At 48.2% G+C, this 20345-nt stretch carries 31 protein-coding genes; 21 read left to right on the top strand and 10 right to left on the bottom strand.

Annotation, left to right across the window (positions count from 1 at the left end):
• The first annotated feature begins 377 nt into the window (after positions 1-377).
• The 7 genes from LEPBO_RS40290 to LEPBO_RS0124035 all read left to right on the top strand — a co-directional run bounded on the left by LEPBO_RS40290 (position 378) and on the right by LEPBO_RS0124035 (position 6571).
• Positions 378-1364 carry a helix-turn-helix domain-containing protein gene (locus LEPBO_RS40290; protein WP_017290154.1) on the top strand — a complete coding sequence of 329 codons (987 nt, stop codon included), beginning with the start codon at positions 378-380 and terminating at the stop codon, positions 1362-1364.
• On the top strand, positions 1361-1771 hold the full coding sequence (locus LEPBO_RS0124065; RefSeq protein WP_017290153.1) for a hypothetical protein: 411 nt from the start codon (positions 1361-1363) through the stop codon (positions 1769-1771). Before LEPBO_RS40290 ends, LEPBO_RS0124065 begins: the two co-directional genes overlap by 4 nt.
• The gene (locus LEPBO_RS0124060; protein ID WP_017290152.1) at positions 1761-2048 is read left to right on the top strand and encodes a hypothetical protein; all 288 of its coding nucleotides are present in this window, start codon (positions 1761-1763) and stop codon (positions 2046-2048) included. Before LEPBO_RS0124065 ends, LEPBO_RS0124060 begins: the two co-directional genes overlap by 11 nt.
• A complete protein-coding gene (locus tag LEPBO_RS0124055) occupies positions 2038-2628 on the top strand; it encodes a hypothetical protein (protein WP_017290151.1) in 591 nt (196 codons plus the stop codon). The genes LEPBO_RS0124060 and LEPBO_RS0124055 overlap by 11 nt, the downstream gene beginning before the upstream one ends.
• Before the next feature lie 264 nt (positions 2629-2892).
• Positions 2893-5172 carry a sensor histidine kinase gene (locus LEPBO_RS0124050; RefSeq protein ID WP_017290150.1) on the top strand — a complete coding sequence of 760 codons (2280 nt, stop codon included), beginning with the start codon at positions 2893-2895 and terminating at the stop codon, positions 5170-5172.
• Between the two features lie 451 nt (positions 5173-5623).
• A protein-coding gene (locus LEPBO_RS45635) for an IS1 family transposase (protein ID WP_455565126.1) occupies positions 5624-6369 on the top strand; the annotation gives its coding sequence in 2 pieces (ribosomal slippage) (positions 5624-5879 and positions 5879-6369; 747 coding nt in all).
• Positions 6370-6373: 4 nt separating this feature from the next.
• A complete protein-coding gene (locus tag LEPBO_RS0124035; protein WP_017290149.1) occupies positions 6374-6571 on the top strand; it encodes a hypothetical protein in 198 nt (65 codons plus the stop codon).
• A gap of 1 nt (position 6572) precedes the next feature.
• Here the strand turns inward: LEPBO_RS0124035 and LEPBO_RS0124030 are convergent, their stop codons facing one another.
• Both LEPBO_RS0124030 and LEPBO_RS43010 read right to left on the bottom strand, forming a co-directional pair.
• Positions 6573-7256: an Abi-alpha family protein gene (locus tag LEPBO_RS0124030; protein ID WP_017290148.1), complete on the bottom strand. Its 684-nt coding sequence runs from the start codon at positions 7254-7256 to the stop codon at positions 6573-6575.
• A gap of 131 nt (positions 7257-7387) precedes the next feature.
• Positions 7388-7555 carry a hypothetical protein gene (locus tag LEPBO_RS43010; RefSeq protein ID WP_017290147.1) on the bottom strand — a complete coding sequence of 56 codons (168 nt, stop codon included), beginning with the start codon at positions 7553-7555 and terminating at the stop codon, positions 7388-7390.
• Positions 7556-7999: 444 nt separating this feature from the next.
• Between LEPBO_RS43010 and LEPBO_RS0124020 the strand changes: the two genes are divergently transcribed.
• Entirely contained in the window at positions 8000-8278 is a 279-nt protein-coding gene (locus LEPBO_RS0124020; RefSeq protein WP_017290146.1) for a hypothetical protein, read from the top strand.
• 111 nt (positions 8279-8389) lie between these two features.
• On the opposite strand, the gene LEPBO_RS0124015 is transcribed toward LEPBO_RS0124020, so the two are convergent.
• Positions 8390-8626, bottom strand: a complete 237-nt coding sequence (locus LEPBO_RS0124015; protein WP_026148882.1) for a hypothetical protein — start codon at positions 8624-8626, stop codon at positions 8390-8392.
• 61 nt (positions 8627-8687) lie between these two features.
• Entirely contained in the window at positions 8688-8945 is a 258-nt protein-coding gene (locus tag LEPBO_RS0124010; protein ID WP_017290144.1) for a hypothetical protein, read from the bottom strand.
• A gap of 103 nt (positions 8946-9048) precedes the next feature.
• Here LEPBO_RS0124010 and LEPBO_RS0124005 point away from each other — a divergent pair, with 103 nt between their 5' ends.
• The 12 genes from LEPBO_RS0124005 to LEPBO_RS38095 all read left to right on the top strand — a co-directional run bounded on the left by LEPBO_RS0124005 (position 9049) and on the right by LEPBO_RS38095 (position 14646).
• Positions 9049-9402 (top strand): hypothetical protein, encoded by a 354-nt coding sequence (locus LEPBO_RS0124005; protein ID WP_144056257.1) that lies wholly within the window; start codon positions 9049-9051, stop codon positions 9400-9402.
• Positions 9374-9733 carry a hypothetical protein gene (locus LEPBO_RS0124000; protein ID WP_017290142.1) on the top strand — a complete coding sequence of 120 codons (360 nt, stop codon included), beginning with the start codon at positions 9374-9376 and terminating at the stop codon, positions 9731-9733. Before LEPBO_RS0124005 ends, LEPBO_RS0124000 begins: the two co-directional genes overlap by 29 nt.
• The gene (locus LEPBO_RS0123995; protein WP_017290141.1) at positions 9730-10113 is read left to right on the top strand and encodes a hypothetical protein; all 384 of its coding nucleotides are present in this window, start codon (positions 9730-9732) and stop codon (positions 10111-10113) included. The genes LEPBO_RS0124000 and LEPBO_RS0123995 overlap by 4 nt, the downstream gene beginning before the upstream one ends.
• On the top strand, positions 10110-10523 hold the full coding sequence (locus LEPBO_RS0123990; RefSeq protein ID WP_017290140.1) for a hypothetical protein: 414 nt from the start codon (positions 10110-10112) through the stop codon (positions 10521-10523). Before LEPBO_RS0123995 ends, LEPBO_RS0123990 begins: the two co-directional genes overlap by 4 nt.
• Positions 10516-10842, top strand: coding sequence for a hypothetical protein (locus LEPBO_RS0123985; protein ID WP_017290139.1), 327 nt, complete (start codon positions 10516-10518; stop codon positions 10840-10842). The genes LEPBO_RS0123990 and LEPBO_RS0123985 overlap by 8 nt, the downstream gene beginning before the upstream one ends.
• Positions 10802-11128, top strand: coding sequence for a hypothetical protein (locus tag LEPBO_RS0123980; protein WP_026148881.1), 327 nt, complete (start codon positions 10802-10804; stop codon positions 11126-11128). Before LEPBO_RS0123985 ends, LEPBO_RS0123980 begins: the two co-directional genes overlap by 41 nt.
• A 7-nt stretch (positions 11129-11135) precedes the next feature.
• On the top strand, positions 11136-11816 hold the full coding sequence (locus tag LEPBO_RS0123975; RefSeq protein WP_017290137.1) for a hypothetical protein: 681 nt from the start codon (positions 11136-11138) through the stop codon (positions 11814-11816).
• Between the two features lies 1 nt (position 11817).
• Positions 11818-12048 carry a hypothetical protein gene (locus LEPBO_RS0123970; protein WP_017290136.1) on the top strand — a complete coding sequence of 77 codons (231 nt, stop codon included), beginning with the start codon at positions 11818-11820 and terminating at the stop codon, positions 12046-12048.
• 1 nt (position 12049) lies between these two features.
• A complete protein-coding gene (locus LEPBO_RS0123965; protein ID WP_017290135.1) occupies positions 12050-12478 on the top strand; it encodes a GIY-YIG nuclease family protein in 429 nt (142 codons plus the stop codon).
• On the top strand, positions 12475-13719 hold the full coding sequence (locus LEPBO_RS0123960) for a hypothetical protein (protein ID WP_144056255.1): 1245 nt from the start codon (positions 12475-12477) through the stop codon (positions 13717-13719). Before LEPBO_RS0123965 ends, LEPBO_RS0123960 begins: the two co-directional genes overlap by 4 nt.
• Positions 13720-13770: 51 nt before the next feature.
• The gene (locus tag LEPBO_RS0123955) at positions 13771-14112 is read left to right on the top strand and encodes a hypothetical protein (protein ID WP_017290133.1); all 342 of its coding nucleotides are present in this window, start codon (positions 13771-13773) and stop codon (positions 14110-14112) included.
• A gap of 87 nt (positions 14113-14199) precedes the next feature.
• Entirely contained in the window at positions 14200-14646 is a 447-nt protein-coding gene (locus LEPBO_RS38095) for a M23 family metallopeptidase (RefSeq protein WP_017290132.1), read from the top strand.
• On the opposite strand, the gene LEPBO_RS0123945 is transcribed toward LEPBO_RS38095, so the two are convergent.
• The 6 genes from LEPBO_RS0123945 to LEPBO_RS0123915 all read right to left on the bottom strand — a co-directional run bounded on the left by LEPBO_RS0123945 (position 14643) and on the right by LEPBO_RS0123915 (position 19934).
• Positions 14643-15047, bottom strand: coding sequence for a hypothetical protein (locus tag LEPBO_RS0123945; protein WP_017290131.1), 405 nt, complete (start codon positions 15045-15047; stop codon positions 14643-14645). The genes LEPBO_RS38095 and LEPBO_RS0123945 overlap by 4 nt on opposite strands.
• Before the next feature lie 440 nt (positions 15048-15487).
• Positions 15488-15967, bottom strand: a complete 480-nt coding sequence (locus LEPBO_RS0123935; protein WP_026148880.1) for a hypothetical protein — start codon at positions 15965-15967, stop codon at positions 15488-15490.
• A gap of 137 nt (positions 15968-16104) precedes the next feature.
• Positions 16105-16296 carry a hypothetical protein gene (locus LEPBO_RS0123930; RefSeq protein WP_144056254.1) on the bottom strand — a complete coding sequence of 64 codons (192 nt, stop codon included), beginning with the start codon at positions 16294-16296 and terminating at the stop codon, positions 16105-16107.
• 40 nt (positions 16297-16336) lie between these two features.
• Complete coding sequence (locus LEPBO_RS0123925; protein ID WP_017290127.1) at positions 16337-18613, bottom strand: hypothetical protein; 2277 nt, start codon at positions 18611-18613, stop codon at positions 16337-16339.
• Entirely contained in the window at positions 18613-19341 is a 729-nt protein-coding gene (locus LEPBO_RS0123920) for a hypothetical protein (RefSeq protein WP_017290126.1), read from the bottom strand. The genes LEPBO_RS0123925 and LEPBO_RS0123920 overlap by 1 nt, the downstream gene beginning before the upstream one ends.
• Entirely contained in the window at positions 19338-19934 is a 597-nt protein-coding gene (locus LEPBO_RS0123915) for a hypothetical protein (protein ID WP_017290125.1), read from the bottom strand. Before LEPBO_RS0123915 ends, LEPBO_RS0123920 begins: the two co-directional genes overlap by 4 nt.
• A 45-nt stretch (positions 19935-19979) precedes the next feature.
• Between LEPBO_RS0123915 and LEPBO_RS0123910 the strand changes: the two genes are divergently transcribed.
• Positions 19980-20336 (top strand): hypothetical protein, encoded by a 357-nt coding sequence (locus LEPBO_RS0123910; protein ID WP_017290124.1) that lies wholly within the window; start codon positions 19980-19982, stop codon positions 20334-20336.
• The last annotated feature ends 9 nt before the right edge of the window (positions 20337-20345 follow it).

Genomic DNA, 20345 nt, shown 5'->3' with positions numbered 1-20345 from the left:
GATCGACAATCAGATTTCTTGCTAATCTGTCTAATCAGGTTAGCACTACGAACTATCGAAGGACTAAAAATCAAAAACCCGATCGCTTAGAACGATCGGGTCAGGAACTTAGAAATCCAAAAGTACAGAAGCGCGGAAACAGTTACCAATCACTCAGCAGCTAATTGCTAATCACGATTCACGATTCGCAAAGCACGATTCACAATGCTTAGTTCATGAGACACGAGGCACAACTTGCTGTTCACAACTTGCAGACCACAACTTGCAGACCACAATTACTTAAAAAATAACATGAGACACCATCGAGATCACAAGATCATACCTGTTTTTCGGGCTTTGGGCAGAGAAGCGATCGCAAGAATCAATGGAGGCGCTGTATGAGTATCTTGCGGATCAAGCACGAAAAATCTTACACGGTCATATCAAATCGGGCAATCAGAGACAAAAAACTAAGCTTTAAGGCTAGAGGATTGCATCACCTTTTACTGAGCTATCCAGACGACTGGAAGGTAAACATTAAGCATCTCGAAAGTGAATCAGAGTGTGACGGGAAAACCGCGATCGCGTCGGCACTGAAAGAACTGGAAGAATCAGGGTATATCTCACGAGAAAGAAGGAAAGATCCTGAAACAAAGCAGTTTTACTGGGAATCCATCGTCAGGGAGCAACCTGCGTCAATCGAAGATGATGAGCCACAACCCGAAAACCGGGTTATGGAGCCGGAAGCCATAACCCGGTTTTCCGTGTCCGGGTTTTCCATCGACGGAAAACCGGATCACATAATAAGTACTATTCCAACAAGTACTGAGATAACAAATAACTCCCCCCTAACCCCCCAAGGGGAAAGAGAGGGGGAAGAAAGTTTGCCAACGATCGACAAAACCAAACTTGAGACCAACCCCGAAACATTCGCTTCGATTCCAAGCCCACATCAGTCCGCTCGTTGTGAAACTGAATTAGTTCGGGATGACCAAATTTCCGCCGCGCCGCCAAAAAAATCATCGAATTACATTTCGCCGACGATTCGCTTTCACCAGCGCATTTCAGGAAATTTGCACCCTTGGCAGCAACCTAACGGGCAGCCTGACCCAGAGTTTGCTGAGTTTGTTGGAAGACGATTCCCCCCTGGTGATATGCCCGCTCGCTCGAAGGGTGCAAGGCACATCTTGAACAACGAGGAAACCGAGAAAGGAATCAAGAAGAATCAACTCGACTGGGATGATTTTCTTGAGATGAAGAACGGCGACTTCACCCAAGGATTGAACACTGCCAACCGAAAAGGCTTGGAGACTTACAACCACATCGGACGAGCGATTGCGTCCATTGCCTCTGTAAACAACTCAACCGAACTTACAGCGCTATGATTACACCGCACGTTTTTCAAAAATACTTTCTCATCCTGACCGAGCGATTCAATCGGAATTTCAGCGAACCTACGATCGCGGAATACTACTCCGCACTTAGCGGGTTGAGTGATGAAGAATTCACTTTTGCTGCTCGCCGCATATTCCGCGATGGATCCGCGTTCCCGTCCGTGAAGGAACTAATTGACCTAGGACACGTTTATCGCCGCCAGAATGAGCTGCTAGCGCTACCAGAAGCAGAAATTGACACGAATGATCCTGCTTGGCAGGCTGAGCGTAAAAAATTCTTTGAAAAAATCAAGGGACTTAGCCTTGGTATGAATATGAACTCCGAAGGGCAGAGACTAAGCGAAATCGACCCGGCAGCTAACCTAAAAACTCAGAACGAGCAGGACTATGCTGCATAACCATCAAGGGATTGACAAGGATGTATTCTTCGAGAAAATGGCTCTGCTCTGCGACCTGAATCAAAGACCGCTGTTGAAAGCCGAGACCCTTGCTGCTTACTACGAGTCGCTATCAGGAAATCGAGCAGCAGAAGCCTTGGCAACGCCAATCACGACCGAAGAATTTATCGAGATTGCGGATTATTTCTTCTGTATCGCGCACTTCCCCTCTCCCAAAGATTTCATCAATACCGCGATCGAGTTAAGAGCACTGGACAAGTCTCAAAATGCAGCTTAGTTCAGAAGAACAAGAAGCCTTCACCGCGATTCCCACTCTTCCACCCCTAACGATATCTCCTCTTAAAAACATCATGAATATCGAAGAATTTCGCAATCAAATGCAATATCTCGCGCTCCGCTTCCCCGATGTGTCTGCTGAGCTGATTGATGCCTATTACGAATTTCTGAAAGACATTTCCGCTGAGCGCTTCACCCAGGTTTGCAAAAGTATCTTCTGCGATTGGACAGAAGAAAGATTTCCTGCTCCGATCGTGTTTATCGAAGAAGCGATCGCGATCTCGCATCGAGAAGCGTTGAGTAGACCACCATCACCTGAAGTTGCAATCGGTATCACCGATTCGGAGTGGTTAGCCGCAAGCAGGCAGTTTTTTGCGACGCTGCCGGAGGTAGCAGCGGAAGCTGAACCGAAACATCAGAGGACCTTGGACGATATCCTAGAGGGTATGCTTCAACGGTTTCACGATCTTAAGCGCCGACTGATTGCGATCAAGTGGGCTAAGGGTTGCTCAGACATTGAGATTGTGACAGACGAACAAGGTAACGCGATCGACCTCAGAATCAGAAACAATGCAGCTTAGCATCGGCGATCACGTGATAACCCCATCTGGCAGACGGGCGATCGTCAAAGAGTTAGGAACGGCTATTGTTCTCTGCGAATTCCCGGACGAAAGCAGGCTGTGGTGGATACCCAGAAGGATTTTGAAAACGGACAGCGTGTCCGATTTGAAACAAAAATGCTGATAGTCAAGACATCACGCAATGTCTAGTGTTCAGCTTGAGCCTAGATTGGGGTACCTTGCGGGAAGAGCATTTTTTGGTAGAGATGGCAAAGGAGTTGTAACGTGAGTTCTCGTCAACTTAAATCGGTTCGGTTAAGCAATGATGGGACAAGACTTCCACAGAAGCTAGGCGTTCTCAAGTGGTTTTATAATCGCCCCATTCGGCAAAAGCAACTGATTGGATTGTTTGCCCTACAAGCACTGTCCATCGGTGGTCTAGTGGGGATTGGGGCTTACTTGATTGTCACCGGAGGACAGAAACAACTGGTTCAGCAGGCAACATCCGAGTTAGCGGTCACTGCCATTCAGTACGATATCAAAATCAACCAAATGGGCTTTGGATTTCGGGGGCAGTCAGATAATCCAGCAATCATCGCAGCCGCAAAATCATATAGCGAGGGACAACCTTTAGATCCAGCATTACAGCAGCAAGTTAAGCAAATTCTGCAAAATGAAATCAAAGCGAGAGAGATTGAGTATGCCACGCTTGTAGGACGGGATTTGAAAATTATCGTTAATGCAGGTGTCGATCGCGCTGGTCAAATCTTCAATCCCAACAATCTCGTCAGTCAAGCGCTGAAACAGCCTCAGCAAATTAAGACGAGCGAAATCGTTAGCCGTGCAGAGTTAACGCAAGAGGCTCCACCGCTTCTTTCTGAAATCAAGGCTGAAAATGCGCTGATTCGTTACACGGCGACTCCCGTGCGCGATCGTCAAACCAACACGGTCGTAGGCGTATTGATTTCTGGAGATGTGGTCAATGGAAAACGCCCGATCGTACAACGGACGTTAGAAACGCTGAACGGCGGCTACAGTGGAGTTTATCTGCGGTTGCCTTCGGGACAATTTAACTTGGTCGCTGCACTGGAAGCCGCTAGCGATCCCGCCCCTTCAGCATTGGCAACTCAGCCGCTCAATCCTGTTGTGATGGATGAGCGTTTGCTACAAGCGGCAATTGCGGCTCAAGGCAAGATTGTGACCGGGCGCGATCGCATGGGCACTCAGACCTATACGATCGCCGCGAAAGCGCTCCTCAACTTTGCTGGAGAGCCAGTCGCCGTGCTGGTTCGAGGAACGCCAGAGGATGCCCTTAATGCTTTGCTCAAAAATAGTCTGTCCGTTCAACTCATCGTCTCTCTGCTGATTCTGATCGGCGGGTCGGGATTAGCGATCTTGCTCAGTTGTGCGGTCGTTGAACCGATCCGACGCTTGCAGCAAACCGCGCAAATACTTGGTTCTGGGAACTTGCACATCCGAGCTGAAGTCTTCGCAACGGATGAAGTTGGACAACTTGCCACGACCTTTAATCAAATGGCAGATAACCTGCTGAAGAATTTAGACCTGGAAGCGCAAACCGAGGAACAAAAGCGTCTCAATGCTCAACTTCAAGCAGAAATTGCAGAACGGCAGCGATCGCAAACGGCACTGCAACAGTCTGAAACGCAGTTAAAAGAAAAAAACCAGTTACTAGAACAGACCCTCCAGAAACTGCAACACTCTCAGACCCAAATGGCTCAGAGCGAAAAGATGTCAAGCTTGGGGCAACTCGTCGCTGGGGTTGCCCATGAAATAAACAATCCAGTCAACTTCATCTACGGGAACCTCTTCCATGTGCAGGAGTACACCCAGGATTTGTTAAACTTTGTCCAACTCTATCAACAGCATTACCCTAATCCTGTTCCCGAAATTCAGGCGGAGGCTGAGCAGATCGATTTAGAATTTTTGTACACTGATCTTCCCAAGCTCGTGTCTTCGATGAGAATGGGTACTGATCGCATTCGCCAGATTGTTTTGTCCCTGCGAAACTTCTCACGGATAGACGAAGCCGATTGTAAAGCGGTCGATTTGCATGAGGGAATCGATAGCACATTGATGATTTTGCAACATCGGCTCAAAGCTCGTCCAGAACGCCCGGAGATCGAATTAATCAAAGACTACAGCACCTTACCCGTGGTCGAGTGCTATGCCGGACAACTCAATCAGGTGTTTATGAACATTCTCGTAAACGCGATCGATGCTTTGGATGAATTCAATGCTGGACGAACGTTTGCAGAAATCCAGGCAAATCCTAGCCAAATTACGATTCGGACTTCTGTAATTGATAGTAAATGGGTGCAGATTGCGATCTCAGACAATGGCACAGGCATTCCTGAAGCGATTCAGTGCCGAATTTTTGATCCGTTTTTCACCACCAAGCCGATCGGGAAAGGAACGGGCATGGGGATGTCGATCAGCTATCAAATCATCACAGAGAAACATGGTGGCAAACTGACGTGTTTCTCGACGTTGGGCAAGGGTACTGAATTTGTGATTCAGATCCCAATACATCAGCCAGAGCAATAGAACCTCACGATCGATTGGCTTGTCTCCAGCCGCCTTGAGAAAGCAGTAAACAAACCCCCTCTGGCGTGAATTAGAGGGGGTTTGTTTTGGTTCTAAAAATCTTGCCTGTCACAGTTGCTAAAGGCGAATTCGCAGGTCAGTCCGCCGAGTATCTTGGCGCGATCGATACAAACGGAGTCTGCATTTCAATCAAAAGTGCAAACAAGTGGCAGAATAGCTGCGGCGGTCGCTCGGCTATGAGGAGTTGTCTTTTAACAATTTGGAGGGCAAGCGCGCTTTTTGATTCGAGCTAAAACTCCTACCGCCAACAAAAGCAATGAGTAGAAAACCGCACCACATTGGACAAACGATCGCTCGACTTCGGCGCATCCAGTACGAGCAAAAACGGTAGTGTTCTAGATATGTGGATATATGGCAGAATGAAAACGATGTGTTAGAGGGCTGAGTCGAGATGGTCCTAGAACCTGTTCAATGTCCCGATTGCCAGAGTGTGGATGTCGTTAAGCATGGTCGCAGTGCTGCTGGAAAACAACGGTATTGTTGCCGTAACTTAGAGTGTTCGAGACGATCATTTATCTTGAACTTTAGCTATCGAGGACGACTGCCTGAAGTCAAAGCGCAAATCAGCGACATGGCAATCAACGGCAGTGGTATTCGTGATACCGCCAGAGTGTTGAAGATTAGCCCAACGACTGTGATTGAAACGCTGAAAAAAAGTCAAGTCAACTTGAACAAGTAAACATAAGTCTGCTCGAACAGCACCAACCGGATAACACGGCAGTCATGGTCGTCAGAGTCGAGGCGGCGGAGATGGACGAGATGTGGAGTTTTGTCGAGTCAAAGCAGCATCAACGATGGTTGTGGCACGCGATTGACCATCAAACTGGAAAAGTCCTTGCCTATGTGCTAGCCACCCATGAAGACTCAGCTCTTAAGCAACTTCAGCAACTGTTAGCTCCTTTTTCGATTCAACGGTTTTACACCGATAGTTGGGGAGCTTACTTGCGATTGCTAGATGAGCAGCACCATACGGTTGGCAAAGCCAACACACAGCGCATTGAGCGGAAACATCTAACTTTGAGAACTCGGATCAAGCGGCTTGCCAGAAAGACGATCTGTTTTTCCAAGACTGAGAAGATGCATGATACTGTGATTGGATTATTCATCAATCGTCATGAGTTCGGGCGAGCAGTATAACGTTATGCCCACACATCTAGAACACTACCAGCAAAAACCTTGCTGGAAAATCAGACAGAATGCGATCGCGCGGGATGAATTATCGGATGCGAGATCGCAGGCTGAGTACTGGTTAGAGACAGGTTACGGGCTGGATGATGACGTGCACTTGTATCCCAGCCTCGCAACGAATGAGCTTTCAGAAGAAGTTGCGCGCTTATAGCTTACGGATCGCGTGTTGCTTCCTTGATGAAGGCTTCACCTAAAGAAGTCAAGAGAATTCTGTTGTCTAGTGCGGGGTGCGGGGCAAGCTCCCCATCTATTGAAAAGTGTTTTTCTGTGCATAAGTTGAGACGAACCAAGTTACCAATACTGACTTCTATCGAGTTTTCATCGACTTGAATTCTTTCAATAAGCGTTTCGCGATCCACGCCTATAGCTTTGCCTAACGCTGTAAGACTACCGTCCTTCGCGTGCTTCTTGACCTGATCTAACGTTTTGTTTTCCAAAAACATCAGATCTAAGATCCTGCTATCTAAAGCATCTAGGTCTTTCATAATTGATGTATAGCTTGGATGTATTCCACCTTTTGCAATGGCTGACTCTAGTAAGTTGGCCCACCATTCTTGCAGTGTTGGGTTTTCTTCTATAGAGATACCTTCAAGTAGTGGAATTAAATTCTTGAGTGGAACTGATTGAGCTTCTATCCCGGCCTGATTGAAGCTTTCACAGATTTTCAGTAGTGTTTCTGCTGTTCTTTGCATGTTAAAACATCTAATCTCATTGGCAATAGTTTCAGAGACTTTTTCTGCCGACTCTCCGAAGACAGTTGCTAAAAATTTGTATACTTCACCCTTTACTAAAAGGGTTCCCATTACGCCTATCATTGCTGAGACTAAATCACTCATAGCTAATCAACCGTTTAATTTTTGAGTGGATTAAGAATTCAAAAGTGTTAACCCGCTCAAGCAGCTTAGCGTAATACTAAAATTTTTCACTAAGAGTATTTTAAGGAGGATGAATCCCCCTTAACTCGAAGCTATTGATCTGACAGGTAGTCGAGCTGACGTTTTCTTTCCTGCACTTCGACAGTTAGCTCGATCGCAGACTGCGCGACTTCGACGATCGGGGGTGGGATGACCTGAAAAGCATCGTTGACTGGAGCAAGAAGATGGAAGGTTAGCGCGATCGATGAAAGGGTTCTCATGAAAAAGACCTAGAGACTCACTGCTAAGGCGTTCATCTAGGTCTTGAGTTGTGTTAGAGCCGTCCTCAAAAATGAGGACGGGTGTTTGACGAGACTACTTACGTTTATTGCGATCGACCGGTGGCTTCGGTGGCTTCGGTGGTTCTAGCAACATACATATCAACAAAATGTCTCTTGCGGTGTCGGCAGTGTCCGAAATGCGATCGCGGACATCAGAGCTGAGTATCGCCAAGGCGATTAGGAGGGGTGCAAAGTTACGCATTATTTATCTTGTTAATTTGAACTAGATGGACACCTCTAAGCTGTAAACCTTCGAGCTGTCTATCTGAGTCCAATATCGGAGAGTCGCCATGCGTTTTCTGGGCAACTTCAAAAGCGCCTGTCACAGTTCCAAAATTAAACGCAACGCATATCCTGTAAAGGCTTCTCTCACTTCAGCAAAAAATGAGTGTAACAGTAATCAAAGGCGAATTTGCTGGTCAGACTGCCGAGTATCTTGGAGCGCACGAATCCGGCGGGGTCTGCATTTCAGTCGATGATGTCTTCGCAATTCTTCCGATCGATTGGGTCGAAGTTCCAGCGGCGTGTCACAAGTTTAAAACGCCGACTAAAACAATGCGCCTGCCTATTCACCTGGAAGGACGACTTCGAGCTGCGGCGCTGGTTTGGGAGGACTGTGACAGCCAGAGGTTAGGCGGGGCGGGAAAAGAGTTGAGCTTGTAACAGTGATTTAGCTATCGATAGCTGTTCGATAGCTGTTCGATAGCGCTCCCAATAGAAAACGGTCACGCTGTCCGATTTGGCGTGACCGTTAATTTGTCGATCGACTTTTGCTCAGCGCCCGATCGAAGAACTCTCAGACATAAAACTGTCGTAGCCAAGTTCATGCGATCCATAGATAACTTGGTATTCGCTCCCTGCTTCTTCCAAGGCTTGATTAGCCTCGCCCTCGGTCACACAAACTGCGTACAGATGCCAAGGACTGTTTCTGACTACTCCCCACCCCTTCACCCAGCCGGGGTTATCAGGATCAGGAGGAAGACCGCCCGCTACTTTTGCTTGCTGTGACACTGTGTTTCTCCAATAGCTGAATTTAGTTTCTCTGTCTGACATTGATAATTTATCGATCGCGTCACGGCGATTCTTCGGATCGTTGCTTCCGTAAATTTCGGTTTACGCCGCGCTTGTTGCTTCCTTCCGCATACGCAGCGAAACCTCTTTCCCAAAAAATTCGATCTAACTCTGCGGGTTTCCATCCCTCTGCCTTTGCGAGTTCTCGCGCCTCTTCAAGTAAAGGGGCTGGCACAGAGAATTTAACCACTTCCATTTTAGGCGCGTCGGTTTCTGGCATGTCGATAGGGGCTTCTAAGGGCATCGCTTCGTTAGTCATAATACGCGCTCATTGAGACTGTATTCAAAATATACCTTTTGAGTACTCACTAAGGTACGTTCTTAGGGAAATTATGTGCTAGTCTTTTAATGAACTTTCACACATGAAAGTCTCAAACCCAAGTAAATCGGTGGAAATGGTTCAAACTTTCACACATGAAACTGAGACAACCGAGCTTCAGATCTCGATCGCTTACATCCGCGATCGCTGTAATGCGGTTGCAGGTAAACCCATCCCCGCCCCGACCTTTTCGCGGTGGTGCGCTCGGTTTTGTGTGTCGGGAAAATCTGAAGATTCAGCGCCGCTGGCGATCCTGTCAGGACTAATCACCTGCGCCTTACTACATCGCTTTGGCGCTCGAAGTTTTACGGGAAGAGGCTACAAAGAGCTTTATCCACTTGTCCATCGTCGAATTTTGGAGGAATTTGATGTCCGACCTCGCGATTCAAGAGAATAACATCCCAGTTCCGAATACTCCCAAGCGCGGCAAAAAGGGAGATTCTGCCCGTCGCAAGCTCGCTGCTCAGGGCGCATTGCAGATTGATAGCGCGATCGAGAATGCCCGCGCGATTGTGGGTGAGACATCCGATATCGTTGCTAGTGTTTACAACGCTGTCCCCGCCATGATTGAGGTAGAAGCTGCGACCAAGGTTGAAGCTCAACTCCCTCTAACCGAAGCCGAAAACGCTCGAAGATTGCAAGTTACGAAAGCATCCGTAAAAGAAGCGGTTCAAGATTCCAGGCAAATCGCGTCTGAATTTCTCAAGGAATACGGCATCGACCTATGACCTATTACGATCGCTATTTGCAGCAAGTTTCTTCCAGTCGGACTCAGCAGGTTTGTGAGTCCACAGGTCAACTTGCGAAGCAACAAGCCGCGATCGAGTTTAGTATTCTGCGAAATCTCAATGGCATGACCGACCATGAGCTATCGCAACTAATCAGCCAAGAAATCGAGCAAGCGCAGCAGCAACAAGCGACTCAATTTGATTTGATTCGCCACGAATGGCAGATGCGATTGGCGTTCATGAGTGCGATTTTTGCGCTGAAATCAAGAATTTGGGTGTTGGCTGCATTTGTTCTGGGCTTAGTGCTAGGGGTTTCGCTCTGCACCGCCTGGATTGCAGTACAGCCCAAATGTCAGATCACTCAAGGAGCCAAACCATGATCAACGCAACTCAGAAATTACTCGTCAAAACTGATCGTTCAACCCTGTCCCTGCTGATTGTGCCTGCGGCTCTGGGGAGCCGTCAGCATCGCTTGCTGTTCGTGCATCGACGAGACGGCGTAATTGTCGCCGTCGAGGATTACGACTTTACTCAGACTCGCTTTCTCACTCAGGACTTGATGGGTGAAGGGGAAACTCTGATTTCGCAGCACTCCGAGGAGGAAGCGCCGGAATCTCGGTGCAAGGTGAAAACGGTCACGTCCAGCGACGGCGATTTCTATCTAGAGTTCTTGGCTGAACACACCGCAATTAAAAAAGTTTCAGGTGGCTATGAGGTCCTACGCCAAACCAACCAACCGCAAACCGGACAGCCCGACCGATTTGAATCAGCCGCGATCGTCCTTGCATGACTTTTCAATTGAAGCTGCAATCATCGACCACGAAACGCAGATTCAAACACTTACTGAGTCCAATGCTCAAATCATTGAGCATCTCAACGGACTCAGTAAGCTGAGACAGCAGCAGAAGGCGGAATCCGAAAAAACGATTTCCGAGCTGAGATCAGCGATCGCTTCTTTGAAGTCTTACTGCTGCTTGGCATTGGTAGCAGTAACAGGAACAGCCGCGCTTGCTGCACTCGCTTCGATTGTTCAGGGGTATCAAATCAACCAACTACAGGAGAAATGCAATGCTCGTCAGAGTCTCCCCGCCCAAACTCGTAAAAATTGACGAACTAGAACCAGACCGCTCACTCACTCTGATTCCGATCGAGGAATCAAGCATCACAACCCAGCCGCCTGTAGTGATGGGCGATCCACTAGCGGTTCGGATCTTCGTAATTGCTTGTGGCTGTTTGGGTGCGATTGGGCTGGTGATTCTTGGAATGCTTTTAGCTCGCCCGCCCGCGCCTGTTCCGCAAGTCCAGCAGCAACAACCTCAACCGTCGATCGTTATTGTTCCTGCTCCCGCGCAAAATCAATCTGGCTCGAAGTGTTTAGCATTCTGCTCACAGTGAGGAAATTATGTTTAAGTCACTTGCGGGTCTTGCAGGCGCGTTTAACCGGTTTAAATCTCTAACTGTCGTCGGACTGAACGGAGAGCAATCAGAGCCGTTCGGAATGTCGGGATCGAAATGGTCAGACGTTGAGAAATTTGCCAACGGCTTGCCGTGGGATTTCCCAATGGGAGAGCTATCGGCACAGACCGTTAATGATGCCAAGGGCGATCGCGTTTCATTGCAAGCACAGCTTGAGTACTGGAAGGAATACCGCAGAACTCAAGAGCAGAATTTAGAGACATTTGCCGAAATTCAGAAAGAGAAATTAGAGCTTGGCAAATCAGTTCTTAGTGCTCGATATAACGACGCTCAGAATGACTTGAAACTGTCTGAGGCAGTGTACAAGCACAATTCTCAAATGGGCATTCTACAGCGGCGGAACGCAAACGCTGAGCATCTTGCCCGCTTGCAAATGGAGTTGGGCATCAAGCTCGAAGATCACAAGCACAATAACAATCGTGATTTTGAGCAAGCACAGTTTGGGGAACAAGCCGGACTTGAAACAGCTAGGCTCACTGCTCGCAAGGCTTCTCTAGTCGATCGCTATCGAGCATTACGCGAGCAAGCCGCGAATCCAACCCAGAAAGAGCCGAGCTTTGCGCCAACTCCAGGACGGGTAATTAGGTTCGGACGCAAGGCAGGCTGATATGGTTGATCTGCTTTCAAGCCTGCGCCTAGCAGGTTCCTTTTTCGCAGGTGTAGCACTCTTCGCTTTACTACACGGCATCCTTGCCCAACTAGATCGCGCGGCGTTCCTGCTTCACGCGATCGCGTTCATTGTGTTTTTGGTTAGCTTTATTCTCGAAGACCATCTTCAGCCCTACGGTTTTTTACTTTGCGGGGTGATGGTGCTCGGGATAGTAGTCTGGAGTCTTTAATATGCGACTACTCGAAATCCCTCCATTTTTTCGCCCATCAGTCGCCCTTCGCAATAAGAACCGACTTCCCGCCCAGCCCGGAGTTTACTATGCAATTCAGTGGTGGAATCCCTTCAAGCCGATTTACATCGGCGTGAGTAGCAACATCCAAGCGCGGTGGAACTCGCGTCGATGGGGTGAACACCATAAATTTGCTGAGTTGAGTCGGCGTTTTGGAGTGAGGCTGCATTACCGCGTGACTTCTTCTGAATCCCAGGCACTACGAATCGAAGCGATTGAAATTCGGCGATACCGACCCGAACTGAATCGCAAGCTTGAATCACTGAGAAAAGATCCGATTCGAGACGTTCTCGACTTTTGCGCTGATTCTGTACTGATCGGAGTGGCTATGACGATCGTTGTTGTTGCGCTTTGGAGGTTGCTACTGTGAGCCAGTCTCGGAAATCCTTGATCCAGTCTTCCGCGCTAATGATTTTCACGATTCTTGGGATCGGGGTATCGATTTCAACTCCGAAACCTTTTAGGATTCTTCCACTCACGATCACGCTTGGACTCGCAAGTAGTGTGGTGTACTGCGCTCAGAAGGGTATCCAACCTGCAACGATCGAGGCAATGGATCGGGCTGCTGAATTAGCTTGCCTAGAGGCAGAAAGGGAAAATGCACTCGAAGAAATTCAAGAATCAGACGACATTGAGCGCGAGCTGATGGCGTATGAGCGGCGCTGCAACATCGAAGCGGAAGCATTGCGCCGAACTCTGCCCGCTCAAATCGAGCTTCAGAAAATGAGACAGGTGCTCTATCCGGTTCCGGTTCCGGTGAGTGCTGCCAGTTCTCCTGAGACGATCGCCAATTCTCCTGACCCGACTGGACTCAATCCAACCGCAGAAACTGCTTTGTTTGATTGGAATAGTTTGAAGGATGCCGATCGACATCCGATTCTAGGATTAATCGCCAAAATGGGCGGCGGTAAATCACTCTTAGCTAAATATCTGGGCAAGCATATCCTCGGCGGCTCGGTCACAGTGTTTGATATCTATGGCTCTCAACAGGATTGGTCGGGCTGCGAAGTGCTGTTTGATTTTGGGGAAATGGTTCTGCGGATGGAGCAGGACAATAAGGGGATTGAGCAAGATATTGCTGCATACCGCAACGGGAAGCGTGACTTTAGATCTCAGCTCTTTGTTTTAGAAGAAGGTAAAGCAACGATCGGACGATTGCAAAAGCTGAAAATTCCAGGGAAGAAACCGGGGCAAATCGTTCAAGACTGGAAACTGAACTATGAGTCAGTCACGCGCAAAATTAGGCGGCGGCTCTGCTTAGTATCCACAAACATGAATAGCTCTGTGCTCGGTCTAAATGCTGAAACTCGCGACGAAATCACGCTAATTTTCCCAGGCGCGCAGGGAATTGCCAAAGCGATGAAAGATACTCAAATGTTGAAGTTAGGAGCGAGAAGCAATCAACATATCCGCGATCGCTTAATTAGCCAACTCAAAGGGATTAAATACCCTGCGTTGGTCTACCACGATGGCGACTGGTTCGCGGCAAGCATTCCTGAACTCGACAATAACGGGAATCCGATCGGCGCTGCGAATCCTCCAAGTGAACAAATTCCAAGCATTGAGGATCTGAATCGGTTGCTCGATCTGGATGTGGGGGACGACAGTTAACCAAATCGGTCAGCGTGACCGATTTCTATTCAATGTCCAAGGAGATAAACTATGGCTTACTCGTTTTACTGCTACGAAATCGATTACGAACATGGAACCGCAAAGTTCTACACTCCAACAGGCAACAAATTCAGCGCTGTGATTGAAGAGTTCAGCCAGCTAGCGAATCAATGCTTTGGGCTACGTAAATCATTAGGGAAGATAAGAATTGTCAGATATGACAGTGACGTTCTGTTCCCGGAGGAACTTCGAGACAAAGGCGGAACACAAGCGATCGTGCACAATGGCGATTCAATTCTATTTGATGAAACGCGCAAGTCTAAAGACGGCGGTACTTTCAAGATCAAAGATGAATTCGATAACTGGCATTTGGAGTCAAATCGGTCAGCTTGACCGATTTCTCCGCAACACCACGCAAGCTTACTTCATAAATATAAACAAAATATAAAGTAACGAATCCGATGTAAAACCATCACCTTGATGCTCCCGTTGTTCCTGGATATTCCGGCGATCGTTGCTCAAGCTTCCGAATTGCAATACCCGTTAGCGAAACGCGCGATCGTATCTTCCCCATACGGACCACGCACTCACCCAATCGACGGCGGCAGGCGCTTTCATCGCGGAACTGATTTCGCGGCTCCACAAGGCAGTACGATTCTCGCAGCTCATGACGGGATTGTTAAAATCGCGCAGAGCTATGGCACTTTTGGAAACACGGTAATTGTCGAAAGCGAAGACTTCCAAACACTATACGCTCACGCTCATCGAATTCTTGTAGTCAAAGGTCAAGAAGTTCGAGCGGGAGATGCGATCGCGGAAGTGGGCAGCACTGGTTTTTCGACTGGGCCACATTTGCACATAGAAGTCAGACGAAGAATGGGTGATGCCTGGACCTTAGTGAACCCATGCACCTTAATCAAGTGCTAGAGAAACAAATACGAGTGTGCCGTTTGTTTCTTCTCGCTGGGGCGTTCTAGTGCTGGAGTCTTAGCATTACTGGGTCGAAACCAATTCGGAACCACGATCGCGACAGTCGCGCCAAAAATTGCAACGGCGGCAGCGGTGCAGACTCGATTCAGGGTGTGGAGTTGAGTCTCTAGTTTCGCGATCGTGATATCTCGCTGTTTTGCTTCCGCTTCAAGCTTCTCGATCTTTTCTTCCAGGTCTTGCTCAACAGAATTGACTCGCATTATTAAGGCATCGTTGTTTCTTTGAATTGTGATTTCCAACCGGTCGAATCTAGCATCCGAACGGTCAAAGTACTGTTTTAACTGGCTGACAACCTCAGCTAAAGCAGCATATTCAGAGGACTTGTTCGGACCGTTCATTGCTTGTGTCGGGGGTTATTATAACTGACTTCATTGTTTCTTAAGAATTACAAAATGAACCAAGTAGGGTTACGGATCATTTACTGTCTTTATGAAAACTTTGCATACTAAACTAATGACTCAGCGATCGCTAGAATCAAAGCAAGACGATCGGGCAAGTTAATGGCAACGGACGCACTTAAGACGGAAGATCCGGTATCAGAGAGAGCAGTCTCTGTGAAAAGGATTGCAGATATTCTTGATAATTATTTGGCGATTGAATGGAAGATTCGATCGCGCAACGAGCATGAGTTAGTAGCGGAAGCATTGGAAGTGGTTGCCTCTCGACTAAGAAAAGCAGCGGAGAAAATACAACCCTGATTTCGGACAGGCTGACCGATTTGGGCAAGAAAAAACCCACCTTTCGGCGGGCTGATCTTTCGGATTGCAGAGTGACAAATCTAGAAGCTTGGGGATTCCTCGGCAGGAACTTCCTCAACTTCCACTTCGGGCGTTTCGTCTACCGGGGCATCATCACCAGGTACTTCATCACCAGGCGTTTCGTCGCTAGGTGCTTCGTCTACCGGAGCCTCATCACCAGGTACTTCATCACCGGAAGTTTCCTCGACAGGTTCGCCGTCGAACTCGTCGTAAGCAGCGTCAATTTCTGCTTGGGTTGCCGCGTCTTTCTCTTCAAGAGAAGTAACGCGATCGGTTAAAGTCGCGATCGTACTTTCGTAATTTGCATCCTCGATTGCATCTTCAGACTTCAGACGCTCGATTTCAGCAGCTTGAGCCGCGATAACAGCGTCTTTTGCAGCAATAACAGAGTCTTTGCTAGAGAGAGCGGAACGGATGAGCGCGAGTAGATCAGAAAGGGTTCTCATGGCAGTTTCGATAAAGCTAAAGGGAACACTACGGACGGGTGCGTGACGTTTCATTGTTACGGGTTAGTAACAGTGCCTCAATTATGCGCTGCATTTTCGCGATCGTATCTCGTAGAATTCCGCAATATTTTCTGTCTATCCAAACTCTCCCTGTATACCCTAGCTGAGTACGCGGGAGAGCTTGGATACGATTAGAATCCGGGCAGTTCGGTGTAAGTAAACCAAACTACATTATTCACGTCGCGCACCTCAACTTGCAGCGCCCCTAAAACTTGAGTTGCTGAGTTGTCCCCAACCCGCGCTCTTGTGATCAGATCTAAGAGCCACGCTTGCGATCGAAAAGACTCAGGGAGTTCAACCCCGTCGTACATAATATTTCCCATGACTACCTTTTATTAAAAAGCTAACGCAATAGTACTCTAACTAGCTTCTTGCGCCAGCAAACATCCAGTCTAGGGGAACAGTTCTAGGGGTTGTACCACTCGCTTTCACTAGCATCGCTCCAGCTCCGGCTGACGCTGGGAGGTTGGTTGATATTGTTCCAACTAACACATCATTCATATAAAACGAGATTTCCCCCAGACCAGATCTGCGAATTCTAACAATATTCCAATTTGTATTAACTACGACGCTGGTGTTCACTTGAGTTAGAGTGCCGGAGTTAACACTGAAGATTTGCCAGCTCGCTTGACCAGGCGTATACCAGAACCCGAACCCATTGGTCGGAGTTCCCGGCAGAACATCCATACAACCTAACCGTAAATTAAAGTCATTCACGCCGTCGTTGAGGTTTGAGATTTTGAAGCGACAGGCAAACTCCCACTGTTTGTGAGCCGCGAAACTAAACACCGGGATTACTGAAGTCCCCGAGAATCGGCTGGTTAATGTTGCCCGCCCCGTGGTGGTGCTACCAGCGTTAAGCACTGCAACCCCCGTAATCCCGGGCTCACTCGTATTAAGATCAACGATCGACCCCGTTCCGCTGTTGGAGGCTCCCCATGGCGTAGTTACCCCCTCGATAAAGTGTGAGAATATCGTGGGTAGGGGGAAGTCCGACGGGAACAACTGTATTTGACCTGAGCCATCCGGAGCAAAGATCGATTGATCCGCAGTGAGTGTTGCAGCGTCGATCGTTGACTTGAAAGTACCCGATCTCAGATCAATCGAATCCGCTTCAACTGTTGTAAACGCTCCGGTATTTGGTGTTTCTGATCCGATTGGAGGGGGAGCCGCAAAACTAGATTCGACATCCGCGAGACTAGCCTTCTCTCCAAGACCCTGCTCGATCGTGTCAATCCGCTCAAGGAATGCTGACTCCAATTGAACCGTGACATCTCCCCCGTCATTGTTGACGAGGATTTCGTCACTGCCGTTGATTTGAACGATCGGGGTGACTTCCTCGAAAAAGTAGCGTGTTGGACTATCGGTCAAGATGATTGTTGCGTAGTACCGGAACGAAAGCCTAGAAAAGATCTGCGTACCTTCAGGAATCGACCCGATCGATTCGTAAGCCGGAACTTTGACCAGATTGTTGCTAGCGTTTTTATAAAAAATGCCGTTTGGAGTCCAAACAACAGTGCTTCCTGGCCCTGACGTAGGAACAGATGCCCGAATTAATAGCCATTCATCCGGATCTGTTCCATCAGAGACAGCCATCAAATTCTTGATCTCGTTGGTTGATGGGTGATCAAACGTTGGAGAGACGTAGCCCAATTTAATCAATCGAGATTGCAATTCAGTGATCGCGTTCGATTGATTGCTTAGCTCAGTCGTAATCGCAGTTAAGTCGATCGCAGGTTGAACCACTGGATAAAAATATTCGTTCCCAAATGGGTCAAGCGGATCTACCCCATAACTCATCGAGGCAACTTGATAAAGCTTGTTATCAGCTCTTGCGTAAATTAAGTCTCCCGCATTGAGAGTGATAGCTGAGTCAGGAACGCGCAGAATCGAAAACTGATTATTAGCTGAGTTTTGGAACAGATAATAGAGTCCATCAGACGGCGTTCCGATGTTCACTAAAACGATACAGTCTTCGAGCCTACCGACCGTAAAGAACGACTGCAAGAAGTCGAGGGGAGTCGTAGCGCGGTACGGCTGGACTAAAGCCTGAAGCTGGCTAACGGTTGGAAACGCTGTGAGCCTTGCTTGAATTGTCCACAGGTTTGTTTTGAGTTGCGCTTGGCTCGATAGAGCCTGAAATGTATCGCTAGTAATGTTGTCTGCTGTTTCAAATCCCGACAGAATTTGAAACAGAGATCGATTATTAAAGTTTACGCCCGACCCAGAATAAACAAGTCCTCCAGCTATCTTCCCGCCCGAGATGTCTACAGCATCCGCATGCTGTAATGCCATTGATCCAGAAGAGATCGCAATCCATTGGCTCAGTGTCGCGGAATAGATAAACGTGGCAGTTCTGCCGCTACGAATGACGATCGACAATCCTGCCGAACTCACCGCGCCGCCGCTCGGAATGGTGATACTGAAGTTACCAAGGTTAACGATCGTGATTTGCTGCCGATCGCTCACCCCGCTCGTCTGAATTCGCGGATTACTCGTCAGTGTGACATTCGCCGCTGAACTCACCGTGATAATGTCTTCGGCAAACCCTGCTCGAACCGAGATCGTGCTTGCTGCAGTGAGTATCTGCGTGTTCGGAAATACTGCGTCCTTGATGCTAATCTGCTTCGGTTTTGGCATTACTCAATTGTTGAATAAACAGCAATCACTCGGTCGGTCGTATCCAAATCGTAGCCAGCGTTTGCAGGGTTCCATGTCACTTCCTTCGTGCTTAGGTTCACGGCAAAAGCGGCGGTGCTTCCGCCGAACGCATCAAGCGTGGTCTGATTCACGATTAAAAAGATTGCCGTTGCATTGACGGGTGTTTTGCTCAGAGGATCAATCGTGTTCGTCCCCGTCACATTCAGCTTTTCTCGAAACAGGGTTTGCCCGGTTGGAGTAGTCGGATCTTCGGAGATATTACGAGTCGGAATCCCGATAATTGCATCTGCGGGCAATCGTCGAAAGTCGAAGCGATAATTAAATTCAATGTCGATTGGTGTAGATGAGCCGAAGCTATACGCAGTTTCAGTGCCGTTATTTTCCAGCGTGTAGAAACTCAGCGTGTAGACTCCACTCGCTTGAGTGAGCCGTGCATAAACCTCTTCCCCAGACGCGCTGCTAATTTTGTCCTTCGAGGTAGCGTTATAAATTTCGCAGCGGTTGCTCGGCGGCGTAACAATGACACCTAGTCCACCACTGCTTGAAATTTGGAGTGGAACACTTACCCCTTTATCGCCTGCCGTGCTGAGCGCTGTTGTGATTTGAGAAGTGACAACTGTAGAGTTACCAGCCGCCGAAACACCGGATAGCCGAATCGAAGCCGCAATAATTTTGTCAATGTGCTTTGCGGGAGTTAGAAAACTCATCTGAAAAGTACCTCTAGAGAGTCGGTGGATTCAAGTTGCATTGGATCAGTCCAATTGAGTTGAGCGGCGTTGATGTTGTAGTGAACGCCGTAAGTCGCTTTGATGCCATTTAGGAAAAGCTCAGAAAGATGCGGTAGGCTCGGCGCTTCGCTGAGCGTGAAACTTGTCACGCCGTCAGTATCGATCGATAAAACTTGCCGAGTCTTAGGATGCGCATTCGGATCTGAGTTGTGGGCAGCAATCCGATCGTCAATTAATTCAACGATCGTTGGTTGCCGCTCTGGCGGAACAGGTTGCCCATTCGCCAGCAGCGCTGAAATATTGATCGGGGTTGTACCCGCAGGAAGGATAAAGCTAACTGTTTCGCCTGAAGGAAGATAGCAGCGAATCTCTGCGGGTACAACTCCTTCACCACTACACCACAGTCCTTTTGCAAACTCGCCGCTAGTATTGGTCTTAGTACTTCGGCGATCTCTGGGGTGGAGCGCGTCTAGAGTGTATGACCCCGAAATCAGCTCAAAGACAAGCGGGGCGTTTCCCCACGGGGAACCGTCCAATCTTTCAAGCTTGCCGTAAACAATTCGGTCTGTCACAGTAACAATCGTGCAAAATCTTAGTGCATTGTATTCGCGATCTCTATGGTTGCCCCCATTCTTAAACAGAAAAACGATACCCGAATTCAAGGGTTGTATCTAGCGCAAGGTCGTGAAGTCCCCGCGCAGGTTTGGTACTGCCGCTGTGCGGCAGAGGAACGCCCCAGTACTAATAAGACTTACTGGATAAAAGCAGGCGAAAACTTTCAAGGGCTGAACTTAGATTTTGTAAATCTCGATAAGCAGCTTCCACCTCAGATGGCTGCTTTTCGACTCGATAGTGATAGCTCCGCTGGTGGCTATCGAGCGTTTGAACTTTATGAGGGAGATACGATCGAGCAAGCGACTCCGGTTCAGCAAGACGGATCTGGGGTAATTTGGGAATTAATTTTCTCAGGATAATTCAAGGCT

This window comes from Leptolyngbya boryana PCC 6306 (genome assembly GCF_000353285.1).
GTDB classification, from domain to species: domain Bacteria; phylum Cyanobacteriota; class Cyanobacteriia; order Leptolyngbyales; family Leptolyngbyaceae; genus Leptolyngbya; species Leptolyngbya boryana.
This window is presented reverse-complemented; position numbering and strand designations above follow the sequence as displayed.